This is a genomic window from Chryseobacterium sp. (assembly GCF_019236175.1).
Classification (GTDB): domain Bacteria; phylum Bacteroidota; class Bacteroidia; order Flavobacteriales; family Weeksellaceae; genus Chryseobacterium.
Map to the genome: position 1 here is coordinate 256,929 of NZ_JAFAJM010000005.1, position 23,040 is coordinate 279,968.

At 37.3% G+C, this 23,040-nt stretch carries 26 protein-coding genes; 9 read left to right on the plus strand and 17 right to left on the minus strand.

All coding sequences use genetic code 11. From position 1 onward, the window contains the following. The first annotated feature begins 95 nt into the window (after nt 1-95). On the plus strand, nt 96-884 hold the full coding sequence (locus tag JO178_RS05365) for a hypothetical protein (RefSeq protein ID WP_291932829.1): 789 nt from the start codon (nt 96-98) through the stop codon (nt 882-884). A 346-nt stretch (nt 885-1,230) separates the two neighbouring features. Beyond that, on the plus strand, nt 1,231-1,623 hold the full coding sequence (yiaA, locus tag JO178_RS05370; RefSeq protein WP_291932831.1) for an inner membrane protein YiaA: 393 nt from the start codon (nt 1,231-1,233) through the stop codon (nt 1,621-1,623). Between the two features lie 72 nt (nt 1,624-1,695). On the opposite strand, the gene purE is transcribed toward yiaA, so the two are convergent. After that, nucleotides 1,696-2,199, minus strand: a complete 504-nt coding sequence (gene purE / locus JO178_RS05375) for a 5-(carboxyamino)imidazole ribonucleotide mutase (protein ID WP_291932834.1) — start codon at nt 2,197-2,199, stop codon at nt 1,696-1,698. Between the two features lie 229 nt (nt 2,200-2,428). Between purE and JO178_RS05380 the strand changes: the two genes are divergently transcribed. Then, a complete protein-coding gene (locus tag JO178_RS05380; RefSeq protein WP_291932837.1) occupies nt 2,429-3,337 on the plus strand; it encodes an EamA family transporter in 909 nt (302 codons plus the stop codon). A gap of 141 nt (nt 3,338-3,478) precedes the next feature. Here JO178_RS05380 and JO178_RS05385 read toward each other — a convergent pair whose 3' ends face one another. Then, a complete protein-coding gene (locus JO178_RS05385) occupies nt 3,479-4,420 on the minus strand; it encodes an alpha/beta hydrolase (RefSeq protein WP_291932841.1) in 942 nt (313 codons plus the stop codon). Between the two features lie 155 nt (nt 4,421-4,575). On the opposite strand from JO178_RS05385, the gene JO178_RS05390 reads away from it, so the two are divergent. Continuing rightward, on the plus strand, nt 4,576-5,139 hold the full coding sequence (locus JO178_RS05390) for a hypothetical protein (RefSeq protein WP_291932844.1): 564 nt from the start codon (nt 4,576-4,578) through the stop codon (nt 5,137-5,139). Between the two features lie 8 nt (nt 5,140-5,147). After that, complete coding sequence (locus JO178_RS05395; RefSeq protein WP_291932847.1) at nt 5,148-7,271, plus strand: cation:proton antiporter; 2,124 nt, start codon at nt 5,148-5,150, stop codon at nt 7,269-7,271. An 88-nt stretch (nt 7,272-7,359) separates the two neighbouring features. Here the strand turns inward: JO178_RS05395 and JO178_RS05400 are convergent, their stop codons facing one another. Together JO178_RS05400 and JO178_RS05405 are read right to left on the minus strand one after the other, a co-directional pair. Further along, nucleotides 7,360-8,472, minus strand: a complete 1,113-nt coding sequence (locus JO178_RS05400) for a 5-(carboxyamino)imidazole ribonucleotide synthase (protein ID WP_291932850.1) — start codon at nt 8,470-8,472, stop codon at nt 7,360-7,362. A 28-nt stretch (nt 8,473-8,500) separates the two neighbouring features. Beyond that, a complete protein-coding gene (locus tag JO178_RS05405; RefSeq protein ID WP_291932853.1) occupies nt 8,501-9,052 on the minus strand; it encodes a DUF1543 domain-containing protein in 552 nt (183 codons plus the stop codon). A 97-nt stretch (nt 9,053-9,149) separates the two neighbouring features. Here JO178_RS05405 and JO178_RS05410 point away from each other — a divergent pair, with 97 nt between their 5' ends. Then, nucleotides 9,150-9,980: a sulfite exporter TauE/SafE family protein gene (locus tag JO178_RS05410; protein WP_291932856.1), complete on the plus strand. Its 831-nt coding sequence runs from the start codon at nt 9,150-9,152 to the stop codon at nt 9,978-9,980. Next, nucleotides 9,980-10,363 carry a DUF1634 domain-containing protein gene (locus JO178_RS05415; RefSeq protein WP_291932859.1) on the plus strand — a complete coding sequence of 128 codons (384 nt, stop codon included), beginning with the start codon at nt 9,980-9,982 and terminating at the stop codon, nt 10,361-10,363. Before JO178_RS05410 ends, JO178_RS05415 begins: the two co-directional genes overlap by 1 nt. Before the next feature lie 3 nt (nt 10,364-10,366). Here JO178_RS05415 and JO178_RS05420 read toward each other — a convergent pair whose 3' ends face one another. The 12 genes from JO178_RS05420 to JO178_RS05475 all read right to left on the minus strand — a co-directional run bounded on the left by JO178_RS05420 (nt 10,367) and on the right by JO178_RS05475 (nt 21,253). Further along, nucleotides 10,367-10,744, minus strand: a complete 378-nt coding sequence (locus JO178_RS05420; RefSeq protein WP_291932985.1) for a VOC family protein — start codon at nt 10,742-10,744, stop codon at nt 10,367-10,369. A 44-nt stretch (nt 10,745-10,788) separates the two neighbouring features. Further along, entirely contained in the window at nt 10,789-11,229 is a 441-nt protein-coding gene (locus tag JO178_RS05425; RefSeq protein ID WP_291932862.1) for a nuclear transport factor 2 family protein, read from the minus strand. Between the two features lie 202 nt (nt 11,230-11,431). Then, the gene (locus JO178_RS05430; RefSeq protein WP_291932865.1) at nt 11,432-12,490 is read right to left on the minus strand and encodes a diphosphomevalonate decarboxylase; all 1,059 of its coding nucleotides are present in this window, start codon (nt 12,488-12,490) and stop codon (nt 11,432-11,434) included. 113 nt (nt 12,491-12,603) lie between these two features. Next, nucleotides 12,604-14,373 (minus strand): long-chain fatty acid--CoA ligase, encoded by a 1,770-nt coding sequence (locus JO178_RS05435; RefSeq protein ID WP_291932867.1) that lies wholly within the window; start codon nt 14,371-14,373, stop codon nt 12,604-12,606. After that, nucleotides 14,370-15,383, minus strand: a complete 1,014-nt coding sequence (locus tag JO178_RS05440) for an NAD-dependent epimerase/dehydratase family protein (protein ID WP_291932870.1) — start codon at nt 15,381-15,383, stop codon at nt 14,370-14,372. Before JO178_RS05440 ends, JO178_RS05435 begins: the two co-directional genes overlap by 4 nt. A gap of 325 nt (nt 15,384-15,708) precedes the next feature. Further along, nucleotides 15,709-16,713, minus strand: coding sequence for an MvdC/MvdD family ATP grasp protein (locus JO178_RS05445; RefSeq protein WP_291932872.1), 1,005 nt, complete (start codon nt 16,711-16,713; stop codon nt 15,709-15,711). After that, nucleotides 16,706-17,662: an MvdC/MvdD family ATP grasp protein gene (locus JO178_RS05450; RefSeq protein ID WP_291932875.1), complete on the minus strand. Its 957-nt coding sequence runs from the start codon at nt 17,660-17,662 to the stop codon at nt 16,706-16,708. The genes JO178_RS05445 and JO178_RS05450 overlap by 8 nt, the downstream gene beginning before the upstream one ends. A gap of 77 nt (nt 17,663-17,739) precedes the next feature. Continuing rightward, nucleotides 17,740-17,958 (minus strand): microviridin/marinostatin family tricyclic proteinase inhibitor, encoded by a 219-nt coding sequence (locus tag JO178_RS05455; protein WP_291932878.1) that lies wholly within the window; start codon nt 17,956-17,958, stop codon nt 17,740-17,742. 46 nt (nt 17,959-18,004) lie between these two features. Next, complete coding sequence (locus JO178_RS05460) at nt 18,005-18,232, minus strand: microviridin/marinostatin family tricyclic proteinase inhibitor (protein ID WP_291932881.1); 228 nt, start codon at nt 18,230-18,232, stop codon at nt 18,005-18,007. 115 nt (nt 18,233-18,347) lie between these two features. Further along, nucleotides 18,348-19,127 (minus strand): alpha/beta fold hydrolase, encoded by a 780-nt coding sequence (locus tag JO178_RS05465; RefSeq protein WP_291932884.1) that lies wholly within the window; start codon nt 19,125-19,127, stop codon nt 18,348-18,350. Nucleotides 19,128-19,132: 5 nt separating this feature from the next. After that, nucleotides 19,133-19,852: a pyridoxine 5'-phosphate synthase gene (locus tag JO178_RS05470; protein WP_291932887.1), complete on the minus strand. Its 720-nt coding sequence runs from the start codon at nt 19,850-19,852 to the stop codon at nt 19,133-19,135. 132 nt (nt 19,853-19,984) lie between these two features. Continuing rightward, on the minus strand, nt 19,985-21,253 hold the full coding sequence (locus tag JO178_RS05475) for a mechanosensitive ion channel domain-containing protein (RefSeq protein WP_291932890.1): 1,269 nt from the start codon (nt 21,251-21,253) through the stop codon (nt 19,985-19,987). Nucleotides 21,254-21,370: 117 nt separating this feature from the next. Here JO178_RS05475 and JO178_RS05480 point away from each other — a divergent pair, with 117 nt between their 5' ends. Further along, entirely contained in the window at nt 21,371-21,865 is a 495-nt protein-coding gene (locus JO178_RS05480) for a DUF456 domain-containing protein (RefSeq protein ID WP_291932893.1), read from the plus strand. Between the two features lie 21 nt (nt 21,866-21,886). Beyond that, nucleotides 21,887-22,396 (plus strand): hypothetical protein, encoded by a 510-nt coding sequence (locus JO178_RS05485; protein WP_291932894.1) that lies wholly within the window; start codon nt 21,887-21,889, stop codon nt 22,394-22,396. On the opposite strand, the gene JO178_RS05490 is transcribed toward JO178_RS05485, so the two are convergent. Next, nucleotides 22,383-23,024 (minus strand): uracil-DNA glycosylase, encoded by a 642-nt coding sequence (locus tag JO178_RS05490; RefSeq protein ID WP_291932896.1) that lies wholly within the window; start codon nt 23,022-23,024, stop codon nt 22,383-22,385. The two genes, JO178_RS05485 and JO178_RS05490, sit on opposite strands and share 14 nt — an antisense overlap. Nucleotides 23,025-23,040: the final 16 nt, after the last annotated feature.

Below are 23,040 nucleotides of genomic sequence, written 5' to 3' on the forward strand. Positions count from 1 at the left end.
TCAGACAATATGATATGATCCCACTATTTCCAAATAGTGGGATTTTTTATTCATTGCCTCACCAGACTTTTCTTATTTTTGCCGCAAAAAATAACATGAAAAACTTTCTATTTCCGGGAGCCATGAGTTTAGCTTTGTTCTTTAACAGCTGCAGCAGTAACGATGAATCCCCAGAGAAAAAAATAATGGTCAGTACAATCACAACCATTTACTACGACAACCCATCCAAACCTCAAACCAGTATATCATCATTTGAATATAACAGCCAGGGAGAAGTCATAAAAATGAATACCGACGGACGTACCGCTACTTACGAATATAATAACGGTAAACCAGTGAAAGCCAACTATTACACTTCTAATCAGGCTCTGGAATATTCTTCTGTATTCAACTACAGCGGAGACCGGCTCATCAGTTCGAAAACTACTTATACCAATCCGGATTATAACAGAAACTACTCTTATACTTATGATACAAACGGGAAAGTGGTTTCCTCCAGCCTTTGCCAGTCTGAAAACTGCTCCAAACCCTCCTCTACTGCCTATACTTATAACGGAGACAATGTTTCTTCAGAAACTTCTTTAATGAGCGGGCCTGTAGTCAATGGTATAAAAAGGGAATTTTCTTATGATGATAAATTCACTCCGTTAGCAAACACCAACAAATACCTCAGAATCATGACAGAAGGAGCAATGGGGTTAAGCAAAAACAATTATACCACAGAAAAAATAAGCTATAAAGATAATAGCGGAAACTGGATCCTGAGTCAGAATATTACCTACAGCATTCTGTACAACAGTACTCAGCTCCCTGTTCAGGTAATCGGAAAAGAAGCCAACGGAAATAATTATGTACAATATAATTACGAGTACATTTCACAATAAGACTTTCAGTTAATCCATACAAGACACTCCACAGAATCCGGAGTGTTTTTTTATGGAGCTTTTTCCTGCTATCCGCTCCTACTCCTCGCCTCCTTACCCAGCCCATATTGCTGCGGGGTAACCGCTGCTATCAGGGCTAGAATAATAAGCAACGATCATTTGAAGTTCTCAGTTTTCTATTGATAAGACCTCCGTTTAATATAATGGCTTAGCCTGGGCTAATGAGCAATATATTTTCAACTTTCACAACTGTGTTTTATCCGTATTTTACCCATATTTCACCTCTCCCGCCATCCTATTTATAAAAAATGAATATATTTGGCCCCTTAAACAAAACATTATATTCATGAAAAAACAAAGAGTATCGAATGCATTTATTGCAGCGTCCTGGGTAGCTTTGGGAGCAGGAATGATCGGGTATATCGCAGGTCTTGCAAGAGCTGAAATGCAGCTTAATGAAAAAGGGTATTATTTTACCATTCTTTTGTATGGCCTTTTTGCTGTAGTTTCTCTGCAGAAAGCTGTCCGTGACAAACTGGAAAACATTCAGGTAACAGATATCTATTACGGGATCTGCTGGTTTGCAACATTATCTTCCATTGTATTACTAGCAGTAGGTCTCTGGAATGCAACCATTCTTCCGAGTGAAAAAGGTTTCTACGCATTTGCTTTTTTACTGGCCCTTTTCGGCGCCATCTCTGTTCAGAAAAACACAAGAGACAATATGATTCAGGAATAGGAGAATTCACAGATCAATAAATAAAAAAGCCTCAGTGTTCAGTGAGGCTTTTATGTGGAGTCTATTGCTCTGTTATTTATCAAAATGATTAGGATGTTTCGCTTTGATATCATCCACGGTTCCTAATACTTTATCTTTCAAAGAGTCCTGATATTTCTGAAGATTTTCAGCAATCTGAATATCTGCACTTCCTAAAATCTTTGCAGCCAAAATCCCCGCATTCAAAGCACCGTTCAATGCTACAGTGGCAACCGGAATTCCACCGGGCATCTGAAGAATGGATAATACGGAATCCCATCCGTCAATAGAATTGCTGGATAAAATCGGAACTCCGATGACCGGAAGTGTCGTACAGCTGGCCACCATTCCCGGAAGATGTGCAGCTCCGCCTGCTCCGGCTACAATTACTTTAAGCCCTCTTTCTTTTGCTGTTTTCGCATAATCAAACATCCTTTCAGGTGTTCTGTGCGCTGAAACCACAGTCAGCTCATACGGAATATCAAGGCTTTTCAGAAAATTTGCAGCCTGTTCCATAATCGGCAGATCACTCTGACTGCCCATAATAATTCCTACCATCTTCAATTTTATTAGATGTTCAAAGATAAATAATTTAAAACTGCCGCTAAAATTTAGGCTCAAACTTTAAAATATAAATTAAACAACAGTATTTAAATAATTAATTTATCTCTTCACAAATAACCAGAAAATTCTTTTAGCTGACATCTGTATCTGTAAAAATTACACCAACTGCATCCCTTTTTTTTATTTTAAAACAGGTAAATTTGCCCATTACACCACTATTTACTTGAAAGATTATAAACTCATTTTTGCCGTTTTTACGGTCGCAATTGTCTGGGGAACTACTTTCCTCGCGATCCGAATTGCAGTAGAAACCATTCCTGCATGGTTTGTTGCCGGAATCCGTCAGCTTTTTGCCTCTATTATTATGTTAGTCATCCTTCTTTCAAGAAAAGAATTTAAATGGATCGGCTGGAAAAATCTGAAGTATCAGATTATTTTTTCTTCGTTGATGTTAATCATTGCCAACGGGATGGTAACTGTCGCAGAAGAGACGGTATCCAGCAGCCTTGCGTCTTTAATAAGCGCCTGTGCTCCTATTCTGGTATTTCTGGGAAGCCTTGCCATAGGATTACAAAAATTCACCCTACGGTCAATGGCAGGAGTCCTGATCTGTTTCAGCGGCGTTCTTTTTGTTTTCTGGGACGGGCTTAAAGATCTGGCAAATCCTGCTTATAAAACAGGAATGCTTTTTCTATTTTGCGCCATTTCAGGATGGGCTTCCGGAACTATTTTTACAAAAAAACTGAATATCCAGAGTGGTAATATTACATTAAATTTATTTTATCAGTTTTTATTTGCAGGAGTGGTTCAGGTGATCTTTGCATTTCTGTTTTCAGAGAATTATAATTTCGGAAACTGGACGTTAAAAAGTATTTCGGCAATGCTTTACCTTTCTGTTTTTGGCTCCGTAACAGCATTTTTCGCATTTCATTATGCCTTAACTAAAATTTCCCCGGTTCAGGTTTCCATATTAGCTTATATCAATACCATTATTGCTATTTTCCTGGGCTGGCTGATTATGGATGAACAGATTTCCTTTAAATTTATTATCGCAACCATACTGATTATTTGCGGGGTTTTCATCATCAATTACAAACCGGAAATGTTTAAAAAGCAAAAACTGCCCATATAAAATATACTTTTATCTGATATTTTACTGTCTTGGTTGTCTGTAATACTTTCACAGTACCTAATAAAAAAATGTTGAAAATTCCTGTGACCAGTACGTAGAAATTCAATGGAAAGACAATAGAAAAGATATGGAACACCATTTCTATTTTTCTAAAGGCAGGTCATTTCTGTAAAAACCATTTATTTTCAACCAGTTTAAAAACAAATTAGGCCACTCACTGGTATTGGTATCTTTTTTACCCAATCCCCAGCCATGTCCACCCGATTGAAACAAATGAAGCTCCACGGGAACTTTGTTATCCTTCAAGGACTGATACATAAGAATACTGTTTTCTATCGGGGAAATAGGATCATCTTCAGACTGTGCCAGAAAAGTGATCGGGTTTCGTTCCGTTACTTGTTTTTCAACAGAATATGCAACCTGATGTTGAGTATCTGATGATTTTCCCAGCAAAGATGTAAAAGAATGTGTATTGTTATTAGGAGGCAGCATGGATACCACAGGATAAATCATTGCTGTAAAGTTCGGCTTCGCTGAAATCTGATCAATAGCATCTTGCTGAGGATAAGACGCCTTATCAAAAGTAGAAGAAATATATCCCGCAAGATGACCACCCGCAGAAAAACCCAGAACACCTATTTTAGCAGGATCAATTTTATATTTCCCGGCATTGCTTCTTATGATTCGCAAGGCACGCTGAGCATCCTGAAACGGAACGGCTTTTGTAGCCCATCCCTCTGTGGGAAGCCTGTATATTAATTCAAAAGCAGTAATCCCCTGTGATTGCAACCACTCTCCTGCAGGATTGCCTTCCGAACCAGATTCAATATGTGCATATCCGCCGCCACTTATTACTAATACTGCAATACCATTAGGATTGGAAGGTTGATGAACTATTAATTTCGGAACACTGATATTAGTAATAGAACCTTTTGGCGAAATTTTGTTTTCACCTTGAGGTCCTGACCCACCAGGAATAACCTTCCAGAGAGCCATAGAAGGTAATTGTCCTTTCACAGAAAGATCGTTTAAACCCAAAAACAAGTGGCCAAAAAACAAAAAAGACAACAGAAAATTTTTCATTCAATTTAATTTTTATCATGAATATTCTTCAAAACCTTTATTCAATATACAAAATTGATTTTCAATACATTAAAAATAACTAAAAACAGATAATTTTCGACTTGATTTTTATATTCTCTCCATTTTTCTTATCTTGGATACTCAACACATCTACTATGCTAAAAAACACAATTTTTATTCTTCTGGCAGCCTCTTTTCTTTTAATAAGCTGTGATTACAAAGAAAAGGAAAAGAATCTGACAGACCGAGAAAAACAATTACTTGAAAAAGAGAAATTATTCGCCAAGAAAGAATCCGAGTATCAGTCGCTTCTCAAAATGAGAGACAGCATCTTTACCAAAAAAGATTCGGTCCAGATCGCGCTATGGCCAGCCCAGATTTCAGGAGCCTGGAACGGAAAAGTAATCTGTACGGAATCCAATTGTAGTGAATATGCTGTGGGTGATCAGCGTACAGATATCTGGGAATTTGATAATGATTCTACCCAACCCATTACCAAAATCATCAACAACAATAATCTGGTGAGATTGTATTCAGGGAAATTTGAAAATAATGAAATCAGACTTTCTTTCAAAACAGATTCTACCGCAAAAAAAAATGTAGAAATGAATGTTCTTCTGAATGAGATTTCTGATAACAAGATCAAAGGGACAAGAAGTATCACTTCTGACGGCTGCACAGCCAAATTCTCTGTTGAATTAGTACGTTCCACAAAATAAAAACACCTATGATTTTACTGAGTATACATAATCTGAGTTTTCCCATTGAAGATCCGGTACTGAAATTTCTGTTGGTACTGGTCATTATTCTGGCAGCTCCGTTATTATTAAATAAAATAAAAGTTCCCCATCTGCTTGGCCTTATCATTGCCGGAGCAGTTATAGGCCCCAACGGATTCAATATCCTGTCGAGAGACAGCAGTATTGTAGTAACGGGAACTACCGGTCTTCTCTATATCATGTTTCTGGCCGGGCTGGAAATTGACATGGGAGACTTTAAGAAAAACAAATGGAAAAGTCTTACTTTTGGTATCTACACCTTTACCGTTCCCTTTGTATTGGGCTATTTAGGGGGCTATTATCTTCTTCACTTTTCCATGCTGACTTCGATATTATTTGCCAGCCTGTTTTCGTCTCATACGCTTATCGCCTATCCACTGGTCAGTAAGTTGGGAATAGCCAAAAATAAAGCCGTCAATATTACGGTCGGAGGCACCATGATTACTGATATCCTTGCCTTATTGGTATTGGCCGTCATTGTCGGGATGTCACAGGGAGATGTAGGAACAGAATTCTGGGTTACATTATCTGTTTCATTCGTTGTATTTGCTCTTATTGTATTAATTGTGTTTCCTATCATAGGACGCTGGTTTTTCAAAAAAGTAGACGATAAAATTTCACAGTATATTTTTGTACTGGTGATGATCTACCTTGCCGCCATGCTTGCTGAACTTGCCGGTGTAGAAGCCATTATCGGAGCATTCTTTGCAGGATTGGCACTCAACCGGTTAATTCCTCATACATCTTCTCTGATGAACAGAGTAGAATTTGTAGGAAATGCGATCTTTATTCCGTTCTTCCTGATCAGTGTAGGAATGCTGATTGATTTCAAAGTTTTCTTTAAAAGCTGGGAAACACTGGAAGTAGCAGGAATTATGCTGGTGGCCTCCATCGGAGGAAAATACCTTTCTGCCGTTGCCACTCAAAAAACCTTCAGATTAACAAAGGAAGAAGGAAAACTGATCTTTGGACTAAGCTCTGCTTCTGCGGCTGCCACACTGGCTTCTGTAATGGTGGGTTACAATATAATTCTTTCCGAAACTGAAACCGGAGAACCTGTAAGGCTGTTAAATGAGCACGTACTGAACGGCAGTATTTTACTGATCCTTATTTCGTGTACCATTTCATCTTTCATTTCGATGGCAAGCGCTCAAAAAATTGCAGAGACCGATAATGAAGATACCGTCTCCGGAAACACCCATGAGGAGGAAAACATTCTATTGGCCATCAATCATGAAGAAACGGTAGAAAGAATGGTCAACCTGGGAATCCTGATAAAAGCCCATTCCAATACAGAAGATCTGTTTGCCCTGAATGTGATCAATGAAGATAAGAATGAATCTTCTGTAAAAAATGCTGAAAAACTTCTCCACCAGGCTGCGGATGCCGCTGCCGCTGCTGATGTTAAGCTGCAGTCTCTTAAAAGATATGACAATGACGTGATCAACGGAGTGAATAACGTGATCAAGGAACAGAAAATCACCGATCTGATCATCGGATTAGAAGATGAAAAAGGATTCTCTCCTTCTTTTGTCTATAATCTTTATAACGGTTATCTTCAGAATGATGATGTGAATGTACTGGTTTATCATGCTGCACAGCCGCTTTCCACCATTAAAAGATATGCGGTAATGATTCCTGAAAACGCCCATAAAGAGGCAGGGTTCTTTCATGCTCTTTTAAGAGTCTGGAATATTGCCAGAAATTCAGGAGCAACAGTGGTCTTTTATGCCCCTGAAAACATTCTTGATATCCTTCAGAAAATTATTAAAAAAGCCAATATAGAAGCTGAATTTATCATTATGAATACATGGCAGGACGGCGAAAGAACTGCTGCCCAGCTGAAAGATGATGAAGCTTTAATTATCTTAATGGCCAAACGCGGAATGCAGTCTTATATTCCAAGGATGAGGCTTATTCCTGAACTTTTAAACAGGAACCTGAACGATAACAATTATCTTTTGATTTTCCCGTTCTCCGAATACGATAAAAACAGTCCGGAAATACGGTCTGTGGGTAATCACGGAGATTTTGTGGAAATCGGAAATGTAATCCAGAATATTTTTAAATAAGATACACGCCTTGATAGAATCATAGATTAGTGTAAAAGAAAAAAGAGCCGTAGAAAAACTACGGCTCTTTTATATTTAAAAAATGACGTTATTTCGAAATCACTCTTACCATTCCCTTCACCATGACCAGCTTCTCCATCAGCTCTTCTCTTGAATCTGCCAGTACATTGATATGTCCCATTTTTCTTCCAGGCTTCGTTTCCGTTTTTCCGTATAAATGAATATAGGTTTCCGGTAACTGAAGAACGTCTTCCATTCCTTCATACACTACTTTTCCCGAATACCCTTCTGCACCTACCAGATTCAGCATTCCGCTGTAGGTAATGGCATCCGTATCAGCTAAAGGCAGGTTTTTCACCACACGATACATCTGCTCAAACTGTGAGTTGGTATTTCCTTCCTGACTCTGGTGTCCCGAGTTGTGCAGTCTTGGAGCGGTTTCATTCACCCAAACTTTTCCTTCTTTATCTAAGAATAATTCGATGGCAAACAATCCCGGAGAGTTAACGGCATTTAAAAACTTTTCCGTAATTGCATCAATCTGCTGCTGCACGTCTTCAGTCAAAAGAACCGGACAGACATTAAAATCCAGAAGATTCAGCTTAGGATCTGCGACCATTTCAGTTACCGGAAAAGTATTCGTTTCTCCCCTTTCATTTATGGCAACAATTACTGAAAGTTCTTTATCAATATCCACCAGACTTTCAATAACAGATGCTTCTGTCCACAGATGCTGATAATCATCCTCCGTTCTGAGGACCTGTACTCCTTTTCCGTCATAGCCTCCGGTATTCATTTTCTGAACAAACGGAAGGGGCATAATGATCTTTTCATCACAGTTCCATACCACCTGAAATTCCGGACTCGGCAGATCATGAGCTTTATAAAATTCTTTCTGAAGGATTTTCTGTTGAATGGTTTTAATAATAGCAGCATTGGGAACTACTTTTACTCCCTGCTTTTCAAGTTCAGCCAAAGCATCAGCATTCACATGTTCTATTTCTATAGTCACCACGTCCTTACCCTTTCCGAAGTTCAGGACTGTATCATAATCATTGAAATTTCCCTGTGTAAAATATGAGATATTATGGCACGGAGCATCCGAAGCCGGGTCAAGAGTATAAAACTCATCATCATATTTCAACGCACTCTGTATCAGCATCCTACCCAGCTGTCCACCTCCCAGAATTCCTATTTTCATTTTTATTTTTATTAGATTGTATTTCCTTTTATTGAACTTTATCAATTTTCAAATATCCCAGTCCCATTTGATTTTCCTGATTTTCCGCTTCTGATTTTTTTAGAACGATGGAATATTTTTCTTTCATTTTTACCGGAAGAATATCATTCACATTGAAAATATCATCAATATCCACTCCGTGTTTATCATCTACATGACTTACAGCACCTTCAAATCCCATGGTCTGATAAAATTCGGTAGCTTTCGCTCTTTTAATAATTTCTCCCATAGACTGTCCAACCATCAGATGCTGCTCATGAAATTCTTCAAAAAACCCTCTTTTATACCCCCCAAGATTAAGGAAGTATAATTGCTCTTCAGATGATTTTTCGCCTTTTTCTACAATGGTAACTTCATACCCGTCTGCAAATTTCACTTCCTGATGACAGTCGATATGAATCTTTCCGTCTGCTTCTTTCCAAAAGTCTTTCATCTCAGGAACAAGATCTTTAAGATTTTCAGCAATCCCGAAAAACACATCGTGTTGCTCAATGTTTCTTCCTTTTGGCGTAGCGCCAAGGATAACGTAAAATAATTTCATTTCATTTTTCATGCATACAAAAATACGTTAAATTTATCTTTTTCAAATGTTTGGCAGACTACTACAATAATTTTATATTTGTAGTATTATTTGTAGTATGTCAGAAATCATCGTGCTCTTCCTTGGTGCAATTTCCGCTGGTCTTTTAGGTTCACTTACGGGTTTAGGAGGAGGAGTTATTATCATTCCTTTATTAACGCTGGGTTTCGGCGTTCCAATGCATTACGCAATCGGTGCTTCACTGATCTCTGTGATCGGAACTTCTTCGGGTGCAGCTGTCGCTTTCGTTAAAGAAGGTTTTACCAATATGAGAATCGGAATGTTTCTCGAAATAGCAACCACTGCCGGAGCAATTATCGGAGCTTTAGTTTCGGGAATGCTTAACCCTAATACAATTGGAATTATTTTCGCAAGTATTCTTCTTTTGACTGTTATTTTAAATCTTAAAGGAAAGCCTGATCACCAGGAACCTTTAATAAAAGGAAGTCTGGAAGAAAGGCTGAAACTTCACGGAACTTTTCCTGATAAGGGAATTTTAAAAAGTTATTCTGCAAGAAATACCGTTCCCGGATTTTTAATGATGATGTTTGCCGGTGCTATGTCCGGACTTCTTGGAATAGGTTCCGGAGCCCTGAAAGTACTGGCTATGGATAATATGATGAAATTACCTTTTAAAGTTTCTACAACCACCAGTAATTTCATGATCGGAGTAACGGCAGTTGCCAGTGCACTGATCTACTTTCAGCGGGGAGAAATTATTCCGGTTATTGTAGCACCTGTACTGATAGGTGTGGTTATCGGAAGTTTCATCGGTTCTAAAACACTGATGGTATCAAAAACAAAAAAACTTAAAGTATTTTTTGCGATTGTGATCACCATCCTTTCCATTTATATGATGTATAACGGTATCAACAAAAGCTTCAGATAATGAAAAAGAATTTTACAGATGTTGATCTGAATCGCTCCGTAGGAAATCTTCTCAGATTAGGAGTTATTTTATCGGTAGCCACTTCATTAATAGGGTTTGTCAAGTTATTTGTTGAAGGTTTTGAAATGCCTAAAAAATACAGCAGCCTGAATGTAGGAACTTCTTCCGAAAAAGTATGGAGCCATTTCTGGGATTCTTTATGTAAAGGAGAAGGCTCTGCAATTATTCAGCTGGGAATTCTTTTGTTGATTTTCACCCCTTTGATGCGGATTGTTTTTGCATTAATAGGGTATTTAAAAGAAAAAGACTACGTATATGTAGTCATTTCTTCTATCGTTTTAACCATTATGGCTGTAAGTTTTTTTGCAGGCTACGCCCACTAGATTTTACATTTCATAAAACTCCAGCGGGAGCTGATCCGGATCCTGGGTAAAGAAGAATTCTTTTCCGGTGAATTCATCTATACGAATTTCTTCACAATCCAGTCCTTTGCCTATTAGTTCTGCACGTTTTTCAGATACATTTTCCACGGAAAAAGCAAGATGCCTCAAGCCACATGCTTCAGGACGTGAAGCTCTTTTTGGCGGATCAGGAAAAGAAAACAGCTCTATAACGTAATGATCCCCGATCGCCAAATCCAGCTTATAAGACTGCCTCTCTTCACGATACACTTCCCTGATTACATTTAAGTTTAAAATCTCTGTATAAAATTTTTTTGAAACGGTATAATCCGAGCAGATAATCGCAATATGATGGATTTTCATCTTCATTTTTTTATTTTTTTTAAATTCGTTGTCTATTTAATTCTTCATTTTATTTCTCTGCAATTATCTTTTCTTCTGGTATCAATAATATACTGGATTTTCCACTCGTTATTCTGTTTTACCAGCTGAAAGCTATTGGCTCCGCAATGTGAGAGGTTGTCTTTCCTATAAAAAGAATAGGGTGTAAATACACTCGCCAGATTTCCATCCGTATGAATAGCCTCTATATGAATTCTTTCATCAAGATCTCCTTTCGTAAATTTGGAAACCGAGGCAATGAAATCCTGTATATTGTCACTTTTTACAATACCCTCTTTTGTTACCGTCTGAAGAATTGCATTTTCAGTAAAAACAGATTTCAGCAAAACAGGATCTGCATTTTTCATTGCAAGAAACAGGTTACGGACAGGTTTTTCAATATCCTGATTCTGCTGACTGAAACAGAGCGTACTGAATAACAAAAGAATTCCGCCAGTTTTATTCATAAGATAAGTTTTACAGATTGAATTGGATGAATAAAAATAGGAAAAATAAAGGATATGCCTGTTTGAAATTATCAATCATTGCCCTATTCTGAATCTGTATTTTTATAATTTCAGAAAAACAGATTGTTCCGTAGAATTACGGCTATTCTTTAAAATAAAAAAGTGGGTTAAAACCCACTTCTATTGAATATCATTTTCTTTTTTAAAATCTCATCACATCCTTTACCACTCCGTTCTTCTGTGTGTGTTGTAATAATTCTGTTTCAATAAATTTTTTAATTTCATCTTCAGAATTATTATCCGGGAACAGCAAGTGAATGTTGGCTCCTGCATCCAGAGTGAAGAAGAGCGGCAATCCGGTTTCTTTCCTGAAATCCCAGATTTTATTGATTACTTCTAATGTTCCTGTCTTCATCAGAATAAATGCGGGATCACTCATCATCATCATGGCGTGAAGTGTAAGGGCTTCGTGTTCTACCAGTTTTATAAATTGTTCCAGATCTCCGTTTTTCAGGATTTCTTTCATCGGAACGAAATTTTCCCGTGCTTCCTGAAATCTTCTTTCCGCATAAGGGTTGGTTTTCATTAAACCATGTCCTACTGTTGAAGATACACTTTTCTGGCCCTCATGAATGAGCAACACCCAGTCATTGAAATTCTTAAACACCTCATGAATTTCTGTATCAGGATACGGAACAGCAAACAAATCTGAACTTCCTGTAACCTCATCTGTTTCTCCCCATACCACGAGTCCGTTATATAAACTTCTGCAGGCACTTCCACTTCCAAGTCTTGCCAGAAATGAAGCTTTTCTCAATGATTCTTCATCAGAAGATTTATCTGTAAATAGTGTATCCAGACTCATCAGGCATTTTGCAATGGCTCCAAATCCTGAAGCTGAACTTGCAATCCCGGAACTGTGAGGAAAAGTATTTTCGGTTCTGATGATATATTTCCCCTGCAAAATCCATGGCAGATACTGTTCAATATTTCTGAAATATTTTTCAATTTTTTCAGCAAACTTCACTTCTTCATTTCCGGCCAGAAAAGTCTGAACAGAAAACGGCTCATAGGCTAAAAACTCAATGCTGGTATTCGTTTTACAGTGATTCAGAGTATAGCTGATACTTGGGTTTGCCGGAATCTGATCTGCATACTTTCCCCAATATTTAATAAGAGCAATATTGGAAGGACAGCTTTCCGAAACGGTCTGCGTATGAATTGTAAAATTTGGGGTTCCTGTAAATTCTTGTGTTGTCATTGTTTATTTTAAGTGATAAAACCTGATATCCGTTTTTTTATAAAGATTAACTCAGAATATTTTCGAAAGTCTTTTAAGAACTAATGATATTTCTGAGTTTACAAGTTTTATTATTAATACATCTTCTCTATTATATCTGCATATTTTTTCAATACTACATTTCTCTTAACCTTCAGGGTTGGGGTAATTTCTCCTGTATTGATATCAAATTCTGCAGGCATCAGGGTAAATTTCTTCACTTTCTCATAATCAGCCAGATGACTCTGGAGTTCTTTTACTTTCTCTTTGTAAAAACCGATGACTTTATCATTTTTAACCATTTCTTCCCAATTAGTAAACGGAATATTATGATTCTTAATAAAGTCATGTAGGAATTCAAAGTTCGGAACAATTAAAGCAGACACAAACTGACGTCCTTCTGCGATCAGCATAATCTGCTGGATAAAATTATTATTGGTCAGAAGGTTTTCAATCTGTTGCGGAGCAATATATTTTCCATTGGAAGTTTTCATCAGATCCTTAATACGGTCCGTAATAATGAGGTTTCCTTTTTCATCAAATTTCCCTGCATCACCGGTTTTAAACCATCCGTCTTCTGTAAATACTTTTTGTGTTTCCTCTGGTTTATTATAGTATCCTTTCATGATACCATTTCCTTTTGCCTGAATTTCGTCATTTTCTCCGATACGAAGTTCTACTCCCGGAAGAGGTTTCCCGCTTGTACCATGCTCGAAATGCGTTAGAGGAAAAAGAGTTAGTGTAGCCGTAGTTTCCGTCAAACCGTATCCTACGGTAACATGAATTCCTACTGATTCAAAGAATTTGGTTACTTCAGGAGACAGAGATGCCCCACCACAAGGTAAGAACCATAGTCTTCCGCCCATTTTTTCTTTAATTTTACTGAAAACAAGGGTATCTGCAACTGATGCTTTTATTTTTAATCCCAGTGGAATTGTTTTTTCATTTCTTCTGAGTTCTGCTGTTTCCCATCCTGTTTTCAAAGCCCAGTTAAAGATTTTTTTCTTTAATGGTGAGCTTTCTTCTGCTTTTTCCAGGACACCGGCGTATACCTTCTGGAAAAATCTCGGTACCGCACACATCGTTGTAGGTTTTACTTCTTCCAGTGCCTTTGCTACATTTTTCGGATCTTCAAGGAAATATACCCTTGCTCCTCCATACAGGCAAAGAAGACTCCAGCTTCTTTCAAAAACATGGCTAAGTGGCAGAAATGCCAATGAAAGTTCTTCTTCAAAATTTTTAAACTTAAAAAATTCAAAATGTGAATCAAAAGCTTTGATAAAGTTTCCATGAGTAAGCATTACTCCTTTCGGTGTACCTGTTGTTCCCGAAGTATAAATCAGTGTTGCAGTATCATCATATTCTCTTTTACAGATTTCCAGCTTTGGAGAGGCTTTTGCAACAAAATCCTCAAGATAAAAACTGTTGAATTCTTTCTTGATCCAGGCGGCTTTCTTGGAAACAACAATCGTTTCAAGAGTATTTTCTTCTTTTTGTAAAATGTCAAGACAGGCGTCATACTGAGCCTGATTTCCTACCAGAACCACTTTGGATCCGGAATCATTGAGGATATACTCTGCCTGTTCTGCATTATTGGTTGAGTAAATAGGGACAGTAATAGCTCCGATGGCCATGGTAGCCAGATCAAAGATCATCCATTCAGAAGAGTTATCCGAATAGATGGCTACTCTGTCTCCTTCCTGAACTCCGGCTTCCTGTAATGCGTTAGCTGCTTTAAAAACAATCTCACTGAATTTTTTCCAGCTCAGCTCTTTCCAGGCTTCATCTTTCTTTTTAAAGCCAATAGCAGCTTTTACAGGGTGTTTTTCTACATTTTTAAGGATAATTGCCTCTGCCAGATTCATTTCTTCAGCTTTTTGTCGTTAATATAATTATTCAGGTGAAAGTCTATACTTTCTTGTACGGGAATAAACTGATAATTCAGTTTATCTTTAATTTTTTGGTTGGAAATAGTGTTGAATGAAGATATGGCTTCAATATTTGATTTGGTAACCATTTTCAGTTTCGGAATCAGCCATCCGAACAGGATATTCGCTGCTCTTCCAACGTTCAGTAAAGATTCGGAAAGTATTGTTGCGTCTTTAAGACCCAGTCTTGTTCTGACCTGCTTTGCCAGTTCAGCATATCTTTTATTCTCAGAAACGATGATAAAACGTTCTCCGAAAATATTATTTTCTAGTAATTCTACAGCGATTTTTGCCACGTCTCTTACATCCACATATGCGGAACCGCCTGCAAATGTAAAGCTGTTGTCTTCAAAAGTAGAAAAAAGCTCTCCGCTGCTTTGAGTCCAGTTACCACTTCCTATAATCATTCCCGGATTGATAATAGCCACATTTAATCCTTCAGCAGAGGCTCTCCATGCTTCCATTTCAGATAAATGTTTAGAAATCGCATAGGCTGAATGTTCTAGTTTAGGATTAAAATCAGAATCTTCGTCCAGCTCACCTTTTTCATTAAAGTTATCCAGAACGGCAACAGAGCTTACGTGCAGAAACTTCTTTACGTCAGAACCTTCACAGGCAAACAGAAGATTTTCCGTTCCTTTGATATTGGTATGATACATTTCTTTTTCATCTTTGGGATGAAAGCTTACTTTTGCGGCACAATGATATACCTCATCTACTCCTTTCAGTGCATCCTGGAGAGCATGAATATCATCGAAATCCACATTGACCCATTCGATCTTATTGAAAAAATCATCAGGGTTTTCTGTATAAAAGCTATAGGAATTCCTTACTTCGTTTAAATTACTTCCCGCTCTTTTGGAAGCCCGCACATTTTTCCCTCTTTTAAGAAGTTCCAGCACGATTATTCTTCCCAGAATACCGGTTGCACCCGTTACAAAAACCATTAATTATATTACTTGATTGCTGACTAAAATATGACAATATTTTCTATCCGGCAATTCTTCATTCTTATCTGAAAGTTATATGAAAAACTGCTTTTGCAAATTTGCGATTTTTAAAGCATAATTCAATTTAATTTAACCAATATTATTATTTTGAAAACAAGAAATCCGAAGATCAAAGTTACCTCCTGTAAATTTTGAACCACAAAACCATAAAAGTTTTGAAAGACTTATTATAATCTCCTGTAGTTTCAATATGACAACATAAAAAAGTCCTGAAATTTTAAACTAAAACCATCAGGACTTTTATAAGAAAACAGCTTTTATTTTAAGCCATTACCATATTATTTCTTCTCGGTGCTTTATCGCAAAGTACATCTGCAATACTCTTGGAAATAAGATTGTCTTCTGTAAGATTGTCCAGCCAGAAAAACTCTCCCGCCGCATTGATCTCAATGAAATAATACTCATCATCAGGAGAGACAATGATGTCTATTGCACCATAATCTACATGATAAACATCCAGGAGTTCCAGTATTTTTTCCCCGATTTCTACCGGAAGTTCTGTCCTGATCCATTTGTTGATCAGATTGGCTCCGTCTTTTCTCCAGTCTACCTTTGCATCCTCAAATTGTTGGGAATCGATTTCAAATGCGTAAATATCACGTCCCACAACAGTAACTCTGAGTTCTCTTTTCTTCTCGATCATTCTTTGGAACTGCATCGGACAATACAACAGAGAGTCCAGCTCTTCCAGCTTATCTTCCCTCACTACATTAGTGAAAACTACATTCTCTACTCCATTTTCATAAATAGCAAAACCTGTCTGCATTTTAGCTACAACATTCTGGTGGGTAAGAATAAATTTTCTGGCTTCTTCAGCGTTATTGGTAATACAGGTTTCCGGAACTTTAAATCCTATTTTATGAGCAATTTTCAGCTGTTCCTCTTTACTGTCCAGTCTCCTGTAAACACTCGGTTTTCCCAGAGAATAAGCATCTACCGATTCAATAAAACCAAAAAGTGTATTTCGGATTTCTCCCATGGCTGGCCCATAAAACTTGGTATCCAGTTCTTCTTTAAGGCCAGTACCTATATTATAGGCTCTTCTGTACCAGATGGCGGCAATATCATCCAGGCGATATTTTTTGTCGGCGGTTTCAAGAATAGTTGCCCATTCTCCGTCCTTGAAAACAGTGGACAATTTATTTTGTAAAGGGTATAAATCTACGTCAAAACGAATGACTTCACAATCATTTTTCTCAATATATTCCGTTACTTTTTCGATTGAGAAATTATCTTTAGTATGTGTTATAATTAAAATTTTATCCATGGAAACTGATTCTTTTTATAAGATTGTCGGCAATTCTCTGTGCGATGGGAAAACCCAGCTCTTTTTGCAGCATTCCCCATTCTCCCTGCGGATTTACTTCCAGAAAATAATATCTTCCGTCTCTTCCTTTGATCACGTCTATCGCTCCTACATAAAGTCCCATTTCCTTCATCATGGAAGTCAGGTTTACTTTAACATCTTCCGGTAATTCATAAGCAGACCAGAAATAATCATGATGAACCACACGCCAGTCAACATGCTCAGAATTATTAATTTTACCCGTAAAAAATTCCCCATCCACATAAACAATTCTCAACTCATATTCTTTATCGATATAAGGCTGGAAAATCATCGGGCAGTAGGCGATATCTGAAATATATTCCAGTGTATCCTTTTCAATGACCATTGTAGAAACCTGATTCTCACCACTCATGGTTTTGGCTACTACATTATGAAGTTTAGCAATAGCTTTCCCATTGCAATACTGATGAAAAAAAGAGATTATGGTCTCTTCGTCATTAGAAAAAAGAGTTTTGGGGGTAATAAGATTGTTTTTTTGAGCCATTTTCAGCTGATACATTTTATTACCATCAGTTTTTTTCTCCTTTTCATAAGGATTAATCCATGGAATATTTTCTAAAATAGTAATCAGATTATAGCGTATACTTGCGTATTCCTGAAGATAAATTTTCTCATAATCTTCATCCAGCTCTTCCGGAATTCCTATTTTCCAGGCTTTTCTGTGCCATACCGCTTTAATCTGATCTGAATGTAGGGTATGTCCAAACTCGTCTGTCAATTCAAATGAATTTTCATTGATATTGATTTTCTGAAGATGATTCAGCCGGTCGGAATTTAGTCTGAAATAAGGAATATTTTTAGAAGAGAGATACTCAAAAAAGAGGTCGATATTATAAAAATCCTGTGAATGAGTGATGCAGAGAATCATTAGCCGTATTTATTAAGAAAGGAAACTTAATGTTTAAGTTTCCTTTCTTATGATTTTGTTATTATACTTGATTTATATTATACGTATTGAACATCATCATCACCATCGGAAGGATACTTCATCGTATGTTCCATATCTCCTGTTGCAGACGTTACATTGTCAACAATTGGTTTTGTAACGACATCTCTTTCAGGAATAGTGATATCCGTTCCTCCTTTTACGGTTTCAGGATCTTTGATTTGCTTTTCTAAGAATGATGCAAAAAACGGCTTCTTCTTTGAATTTTTATTTTCCATAATGATTTAGTTTTGACTTGATATATAATTGAATTTGTATCTGAACTTATACTGCATCTCCTGCTTCATCACTATCAGAAGGATACTTCATCGTTACGTGCCCGTCGTTTGAAGGAAGTGTAGCACTGTCTTCAAGGGCTGTAGTGGTCATAATATCATCTTTAAGAAGTGAAGTAACAGAAGCGGCCCCTCCTTTTACCGTTTCAGGGTCTTTAAGTTGCTTTTCTAAGAATGATGCAAAGAATGGCTTCTTTTTTAAATTTTTGTTTTCCATAAGGTAATAATTTTATTTTTTTGACAATCCAAAGTACAAAAAAATTCAACTCATGGAGATATAATCTAAAATTTTAATAAAATTTTAACACAAACATCAAAAATCAAGTACAAATTTAACCTAAACCAAGAAATCCCTTCACTACATTTGCAAAATCAACAGGATTTTCAGCCTGTACCCAGTGTCCCGCATTCTTTACAATAACAATTTTAGCTTTCGGAAACTGTTGTTTAATCCCATATTCATCCTGCGGGAGAATATAATTAGACCTGTCACCGGCAATAAATAAGGTTTCTCCTTCAAAAACGCCAAATTTTATAGCATTGGAAACAAATTCATTATATTTTTCAGATAAGGTTTTAAGATTGAATCTCCAGTTGAGTTTTTTCTGATCGTCCCAATACAGATTTTTTGTTAAAAACTGAACGGTAGATCTTTCGGGGATGTACTGATTTAAGACCGCTTCCACCTCATTTCTTGAATTGACGGTATTGAAATCCACACTTTCCAGTGCTTTTATAATTCCCTGATGATGCGGTGGATATGCTTTAGGTGAAATATCCACAACAATCAGTTTTTCTACTCTTTCAGGATATTGTATAGCAAACTGCATTACAGCTTTCCCTCCTAAAGAATGTCCTAAAACATGAGCTTTCTGAATTCCGTAGTGATCCATATATCGGGCAATATCATCTGCCAGATCATCATGAGACATGCTATCCGAATGAAAACTCCGTCCGTGATTTCTTAAATCGATCAGATGGACCGGAAGATACTCCCCCAGATCTTTACCAAAGCTTCCCCAGTTATCCAGCATTCCGAATAATCCGTGAAAAACCAGTAATGGCGTCGTTGTCAGATTTTCGCCAAATATTTTCGAGTTTAATATTTCCATATTGTTTACCATTTTGCCAGTCTTTTCAGATAAGCCTGAACTGTATTCTCCAATCCCATATAAAGTGCCTCAGAAACCAAAGCATGTCCTATAGAAACCTCCAGCAGATTGGGAATATGATCTGCAAAGTATTTTAAATTATCCAGACTTAAATCATGTCCTGCATTGATTCCAAGTCCAAATTCTGTTGCAGCTACCGCTGTATCATAATAAGGTTTGATCGCCTGTTCTTTATTAACTGTATAATTTTTCGCGTAAGCTTCTGTGTAGAGTTCAATTCTGTCTGCACCTGTTTTTGCAGCATATTCTACCAGTTCAGGTAAAGGGTCAAGAAAGATAGAGGTACGGATTCCCGCGTTTTTAAACGCCGCGATAATTTCCGTAAGATAATCCAAATGTTTTTTGGTATCCCATCCTGCATTCGAAGTAATAGCATCATCTGCATCAGGAACCAATGTAACCTGCTCCGGCTTCACATCCAGTACCATATCAATAAAACTCTGGTGCGGATTCCCTTCAATATTAAATTCAGTAGTAACCAATGGTTTCAGATCATAGACATCTTTTCTTGTAATATGCCTCTCATCGGGTCTTGGGTGGATGGTAATTCCCTGTCCTCCGAACTCCTGGATTTTTACAGCAGCTTCTGTCACACTTGGTGTTTCACTTCCTCTCGCATTTCTTAATGTCGCAATCTTATTAATGTTTACGCTTAATTTTGTCATTTCTTTATTTAGATATTAAATATAAAAAGCTGGAAACAGGTGGAACAAATGTACTCACCTTTTCAAGATCAGTCTTCCCATATCCTTTGTTAATCATATTATTATTTATCAGCCGGAAGAACATCCGTTTTTTTACACTTTCACACTGATCTGCATCACCTGAAGATCAAATTCCTTTGAGGCTACCAGTAAATGGTCGAAAATATCCGCCTGAATCTGTTCAAACCGTTCCCATTTGGAATCATTGGCAAAACAGTAGACTTCAAGGGGAAGCCCCTGTGGCGTTATATCCAGCTGACGAACCATTCTTGTCCCTTTTTTATCAATATCGGGATCATGTTCTATGTATTTCTGTGCGTAATATCTGAACACTCCGATATTGGTAAGCTGTCTTCCGTTCACCACCTTATCCTTATGTTCAAGACTTGCATTTTCGTTTTTAATTTCAATATTTTTCTGTTCGAGATAATCTGAAATCAGGTTTATTTCTTTTAACCTTTCAATATCCTCATCTGTTAAAAATTTAAAAGAATTGATATTAAAGTAAATAGATTTTTTGATCCTTCTCGTATTGGATTCAGACATCACCTGCATATTTTTGATCTCCGTAGTCAGGAAATCATAAGTCGGAATTGTAGAAACAGTTTTATCAAAGTTGGTGATTTTTGTAGTCAGGAGGCTTATTTCTGTAATATTTCCTTCTATACTGTATTTGGGAATACTGATCCAGTCCCCTACTTTCATATTCTTGGAAGTAGCCACATGAATTCCGGTAACAAATCCTAAAATCGTATCTCTGAACACAAGAACCAGGACTGCGGTAATCGCTCCCAGACTTCCTACGATGGTGGTTCCTTTGATTCCAAAAACCACACAGAGCCCTACTACGGAAAATATAAAAATCCCCAGAATCTTAACGGTTTCCGAAATGGCATTTAAAGCCATAATTTTATAAAAGTCCTGTTTGATGGCGAAATAATTTCTAAATGCAGCCAGCGACCGGTATAGCATTCCTGCAAGAATCAGGACCAGTCCCAAATTAACACTTCTAATAATAAAGATGGTTGTTTTAGGAAGTGCTCCTTCAGGAAAAATGGAGCTTTGTATTCCGCCCACAATGGTCAGTGCAGCAAAATGAGCAACGGAATTGGTAATCTTAGACTGATAGATTGATTTTAAAACCGGAAACTTTTCCTCGTTATGAAATAAACGAAAAACAGAATTGATCGCGAATTTAAAAATAAAATCTGCAAGCAGGAACAGGGCACAAAGCAGGGCCAGTTTTACAATGATATGTATGATCCAGTCCAGCCCGGACGGAGAAACCTGAGAAATGTAAATGTACAACTGTTCGCTTATTTCCTGCAAATAGTTTTTAGTATCTTGAATATCATCTTTCATTGACAGCAAATTTATAAAATAAGAATGACGATTTAAATATTCACAATCAATTTTCAGCCCAAATTATCAATATGGCATAATTTTTCTTTTTTCATATATTCGTTTATATTTTAAAGAATGGATAATACAATCATTAATATTCTCTGTCTTATTTTATTAGTAGTAGGAATATTAGGAACATTTCTGCCTGTTTTACCGGGTTTATTATTAAGCATTTGCGGGCTTCTGATCTATAAATTCGGAACCGATGCAAACCTTCCTATGGTCTATGTCTGGATATTTGGAATTCTGACTGTGGCTTCTGTTGTATTAAGCTATGTGATTCCGGCGAGAACCAACAGAAAATATGGAGGTACCCGCTGGGGAAGTATCGGCTCTGTCATCGGAACCATTTTAGGAATGTTGTTTATTCCCCTGCCGTTAGGATTTCTGATCGGGATGTTTGCCGGTGTATTTATGGGAGAACTTCTTCATGACAGTAAGGACATAAATAAAGCCCTTCAGTCTACGAAAGGAGCTTTTCTTGGGTTTATCTACGGCACCGGATTCAGTTTTGTTGTCGGAGTGGCAATGTTTTTGGTAGTATTTCTTAATATGTTCAATATCATTTAAATAAAAATAAAAAAAGAAACTATGTTCCATAAAGCCCTTATATTCAGCCTGGGAATTCTTGCATTAACAGGATGTGATGCCCAAAAGAAAATAAAAACCGAAACAAAAACATCTGAAATGAGCACCAGCACAGCGTCTACAAAAGCTTCCGATCAGAAAGGAGATATCATTTATTTTACCCAGGGACAAAATAAATTTCTGAAAGAAGCTGAAGTAAATATTACATTCAAAGGTATTTCAGAAGACAGCCGCTGTCCTGAAGGAACCAATTGTATATGGGCCGGAGTAGCTGTTGCCAAAATAGAAGTGATGGGAATTACAACCAGACCTGAGACTATAAGCCTCGCCAGTATGGATCATCCCGCAAGGAATTATCATCAGTCTGCCGATTTCAACGGATATACCATTACACTACAGGAAGTGACTCCCTATCCAAAATCTTCAGACGGACTAAGAATACCTGCTGAAAAATATAAAATAGGGATTACGGTAAAAAAGACGGAAAATACTTCCGGTGCTACCACGAAATAGGTTTCTTCCCTTTTGAGACAAGATATTCATTAATTTTTGAAAAAGGTTTACTCCCGAAAAATCCTCTGTAGACAGAAAATGGTGACGGGTGCGCCGATTTTAAAATAAAATGCTTAGCCGGATTGATAAGTTCGGCTTTTTTCTGTGCAAAAGCTCCCCAGAGGACAAAAACTACATTTTCTTTTTTATCTGAGATTTCTTTGATAATATAGTTGGTAAATTTCTCCCAGCCCAGATCTTTATGGGAATTCGGAGAATGAGCACGAACTGTCAGGGTAGCATTCAGCATCAATACGCCCTGTTTTCCCCAATCATCCAGTTCTTTTGATGTTCTTACCACACCCAGATCATCTTTTAATTCGATGAAAATATTTTTAAGCGACGGCGGTGCGGTTACCTTCTCGGAAACAGAAAAACACAGACCGTTCGCCTGATCATCATTATGGTAAGGGTCCTGCCCTATAATCACTACTTCTATATCTTCAAAAGGTGTAATCTCCAGAGCTCTGAAAATCTGATTTTTCGGAGGAAAAACTTTAGTGGTTGCATATTCATTTTTTACTTTTTCCCATAAGGTCTTAAAGTATTCTGTACTCTTTATCGGGGCTAAAATTTCTGTCCAGGTCATAATTCAGTCTGAAAAT

Excerpts from the sequence above, each read along its gene's own strand:
- JO178_RS05440 (WP_291932870.1), bottom strand. The coding sequence starts at position 15,383 with ATGGTTTTTGTAACGGGTGCAACCGGTATTCTGGGAAGAATAATCGTG.
- JO178_RS05420 (WP_291932985.1), bottom strand. The coding sequence starts at position 10,744 with ATGAAAATCCATCATATTGCGATTATCTGCTCGGATTATACCGTTTCA.
- JO178_RS05395 (WP_291932847.1), top strand. The coding sequence starts at position 5,148 with ATGATTTTACTGAGTATACATAATCTGAGTTTTCCCATTGAAGATCCG.
- JO178_RS05450 (WP_291932875.1), bottom strand. The coding sequence starts at position 17,662 with ATGATTCTCTGCATCACTCATTCACAGGATTTTTATAATATCGACCTC.
- purE (WP_291932834.1), bottom strand. The coding sequence starts at position 2,199 with ATGGTAGGAATTATTATGGGCAGTCAGAGTGATCTGCCGATTATGGAA.
- JO178_RS05480 (WP_291932893.1), top strand. The coding sequence starts at position 21,371 with ATGGATAATACAATCATTAATATTCTCTGTCTTATTTTATTAGTAGTA.
- JO178_RS05390 (WP_291932844.1), top strand. The coding sequence starts at position 4,576 with ATGCTAAAAAACACAATTTTTATTCTTCTGGCAGCCTCTTTTCTTTTA.
- JO178_RS05475 (WP_291932890.1), bottom strand. The coding sequence starts at position 21,253 with ATGAAAGATGATATTCAAGATACTAAAAACTATTTGCAGGAAATAAGC.
- JO178_RS05460 (WP_291932881.1), bottom strand. The coding sequence starts at position 18,232 with ATGGAAAACAAAAATTTAAAAAAGAAGCCATTCTTTGCATCATTCTTA.
- JO178_RS05425 (WP_291932862.1), bottom strand. The coding sequence starts at position 11,229 with ATGAATAAAACTGGCGGAATTCTTTTGTTATTCAGTACGCTCTGTTTC.
- yiaA (WP_291932831.1), top strand. The coding sequence starts at position 1,231 with ATGAAAAAACAAAGAGTATCGAATGCATTTATTGCAGCGTCCTGGGTA.
- JO178_RS05455 (WP_291932878.1), bottom strand. The coding sequence starts at position 17,958 with ATGGAAAATAAAAATTCAAAGAAGAAGCCGTTTTTTGCATCATTCTTA.
- JO178_RS05410 (WP_291932856.1), top strand. The coding sequence starts at position 9,150 with ATGTCAGAAATCATCGTGCTCTTCCTTGGTGCAATTTCCGCTGGTCTT.
- JO178_RS05485 (WP_291932894.1), top strand. The coding sequence starts at position 21,887 with ATGTTCCATAAAGCCCTTATATTCAGCCTGGGAATTCTTGCATTAACA.
- JO178_RS05415 (WP_291932859.1), top strand. The coding sequence starts at position 9,980 with ATGAAAAAGAATTTTACAGATGTTGATCTGAATCGCTCCGTAGGAAAT.
- JO178_RS05445 (WP_291932872.1), bottom strand. The coding sequence starts at position 16,713 with ATGGATAAAATTTTAATTATAACACATACTAAAGATAATTTCTCAATC.
- JO178_RS05490 (WP_291932896.1), bottom strand. The coding sequence starts at position 23,024 with ATGACCTGGACAGAAATTTTAGCCCCGATAAAGAGTACAGAATACTTT.
- JO178_RS05435 (WP_291932867.1), bottom strand. The coding sequence starts at position 14,373 with ATGAATCTGGCAGAGGCAATTATCCTTAAAAATGTAGAAAAACACCCT.
- JO178_RS05400 (WP_291932850.1), bottom strand. The coding sequence starts at position 8,472 with ATGAAAATAGGAATTCTGGGAGGTGGACAGCTGGGTAGGATGCTGATA.
- JO178_RS05430 (WP_291932865.1), bottom strand. The coding sequence starts at position 12,490 with ATGACAACACAAGAATTTACAGGAACCCCAAATTTTACAATTCATACG.
- JO178_RS05470 (WP_291932887.1), bottom strand. The coding sequence starts at position 19,852 with ATGACAAAATTAAGCGTAAACATTAATAAGATTGCGACATTAAGAAAT.
- JO178_RS05465 (WP_291932884.1), bottom strand. The coding sequence starts at position 19,127 with ATGGAAATATTAAACTCGAAAATATTTGGCGAAAATCTGACAACGACG.
- JO178_RS05365 (WP_291932829.1), top strand. The coding sequence starts at position 96 with ATGAAAAACTTTCTATTTCCGGGAGCCATGAGTTTAGCTTTGTTCTTT.
- JO178_RS05385 (WP_291932841.1), bottom strand. The coding sequence starts at position 4,420 with ATGAAAAATTTTCTGTTGTCTTTTTTGTTTTTTGGCCACTTGTTTTTG.
- JO178_RS05405 (WP_291932853.1), bottom strand. The coding sequence starts at position 9,052 with ATGAAATTATTTTACGTTATCCTTGGCGCTACGCCAAAAGGAAGAAAC.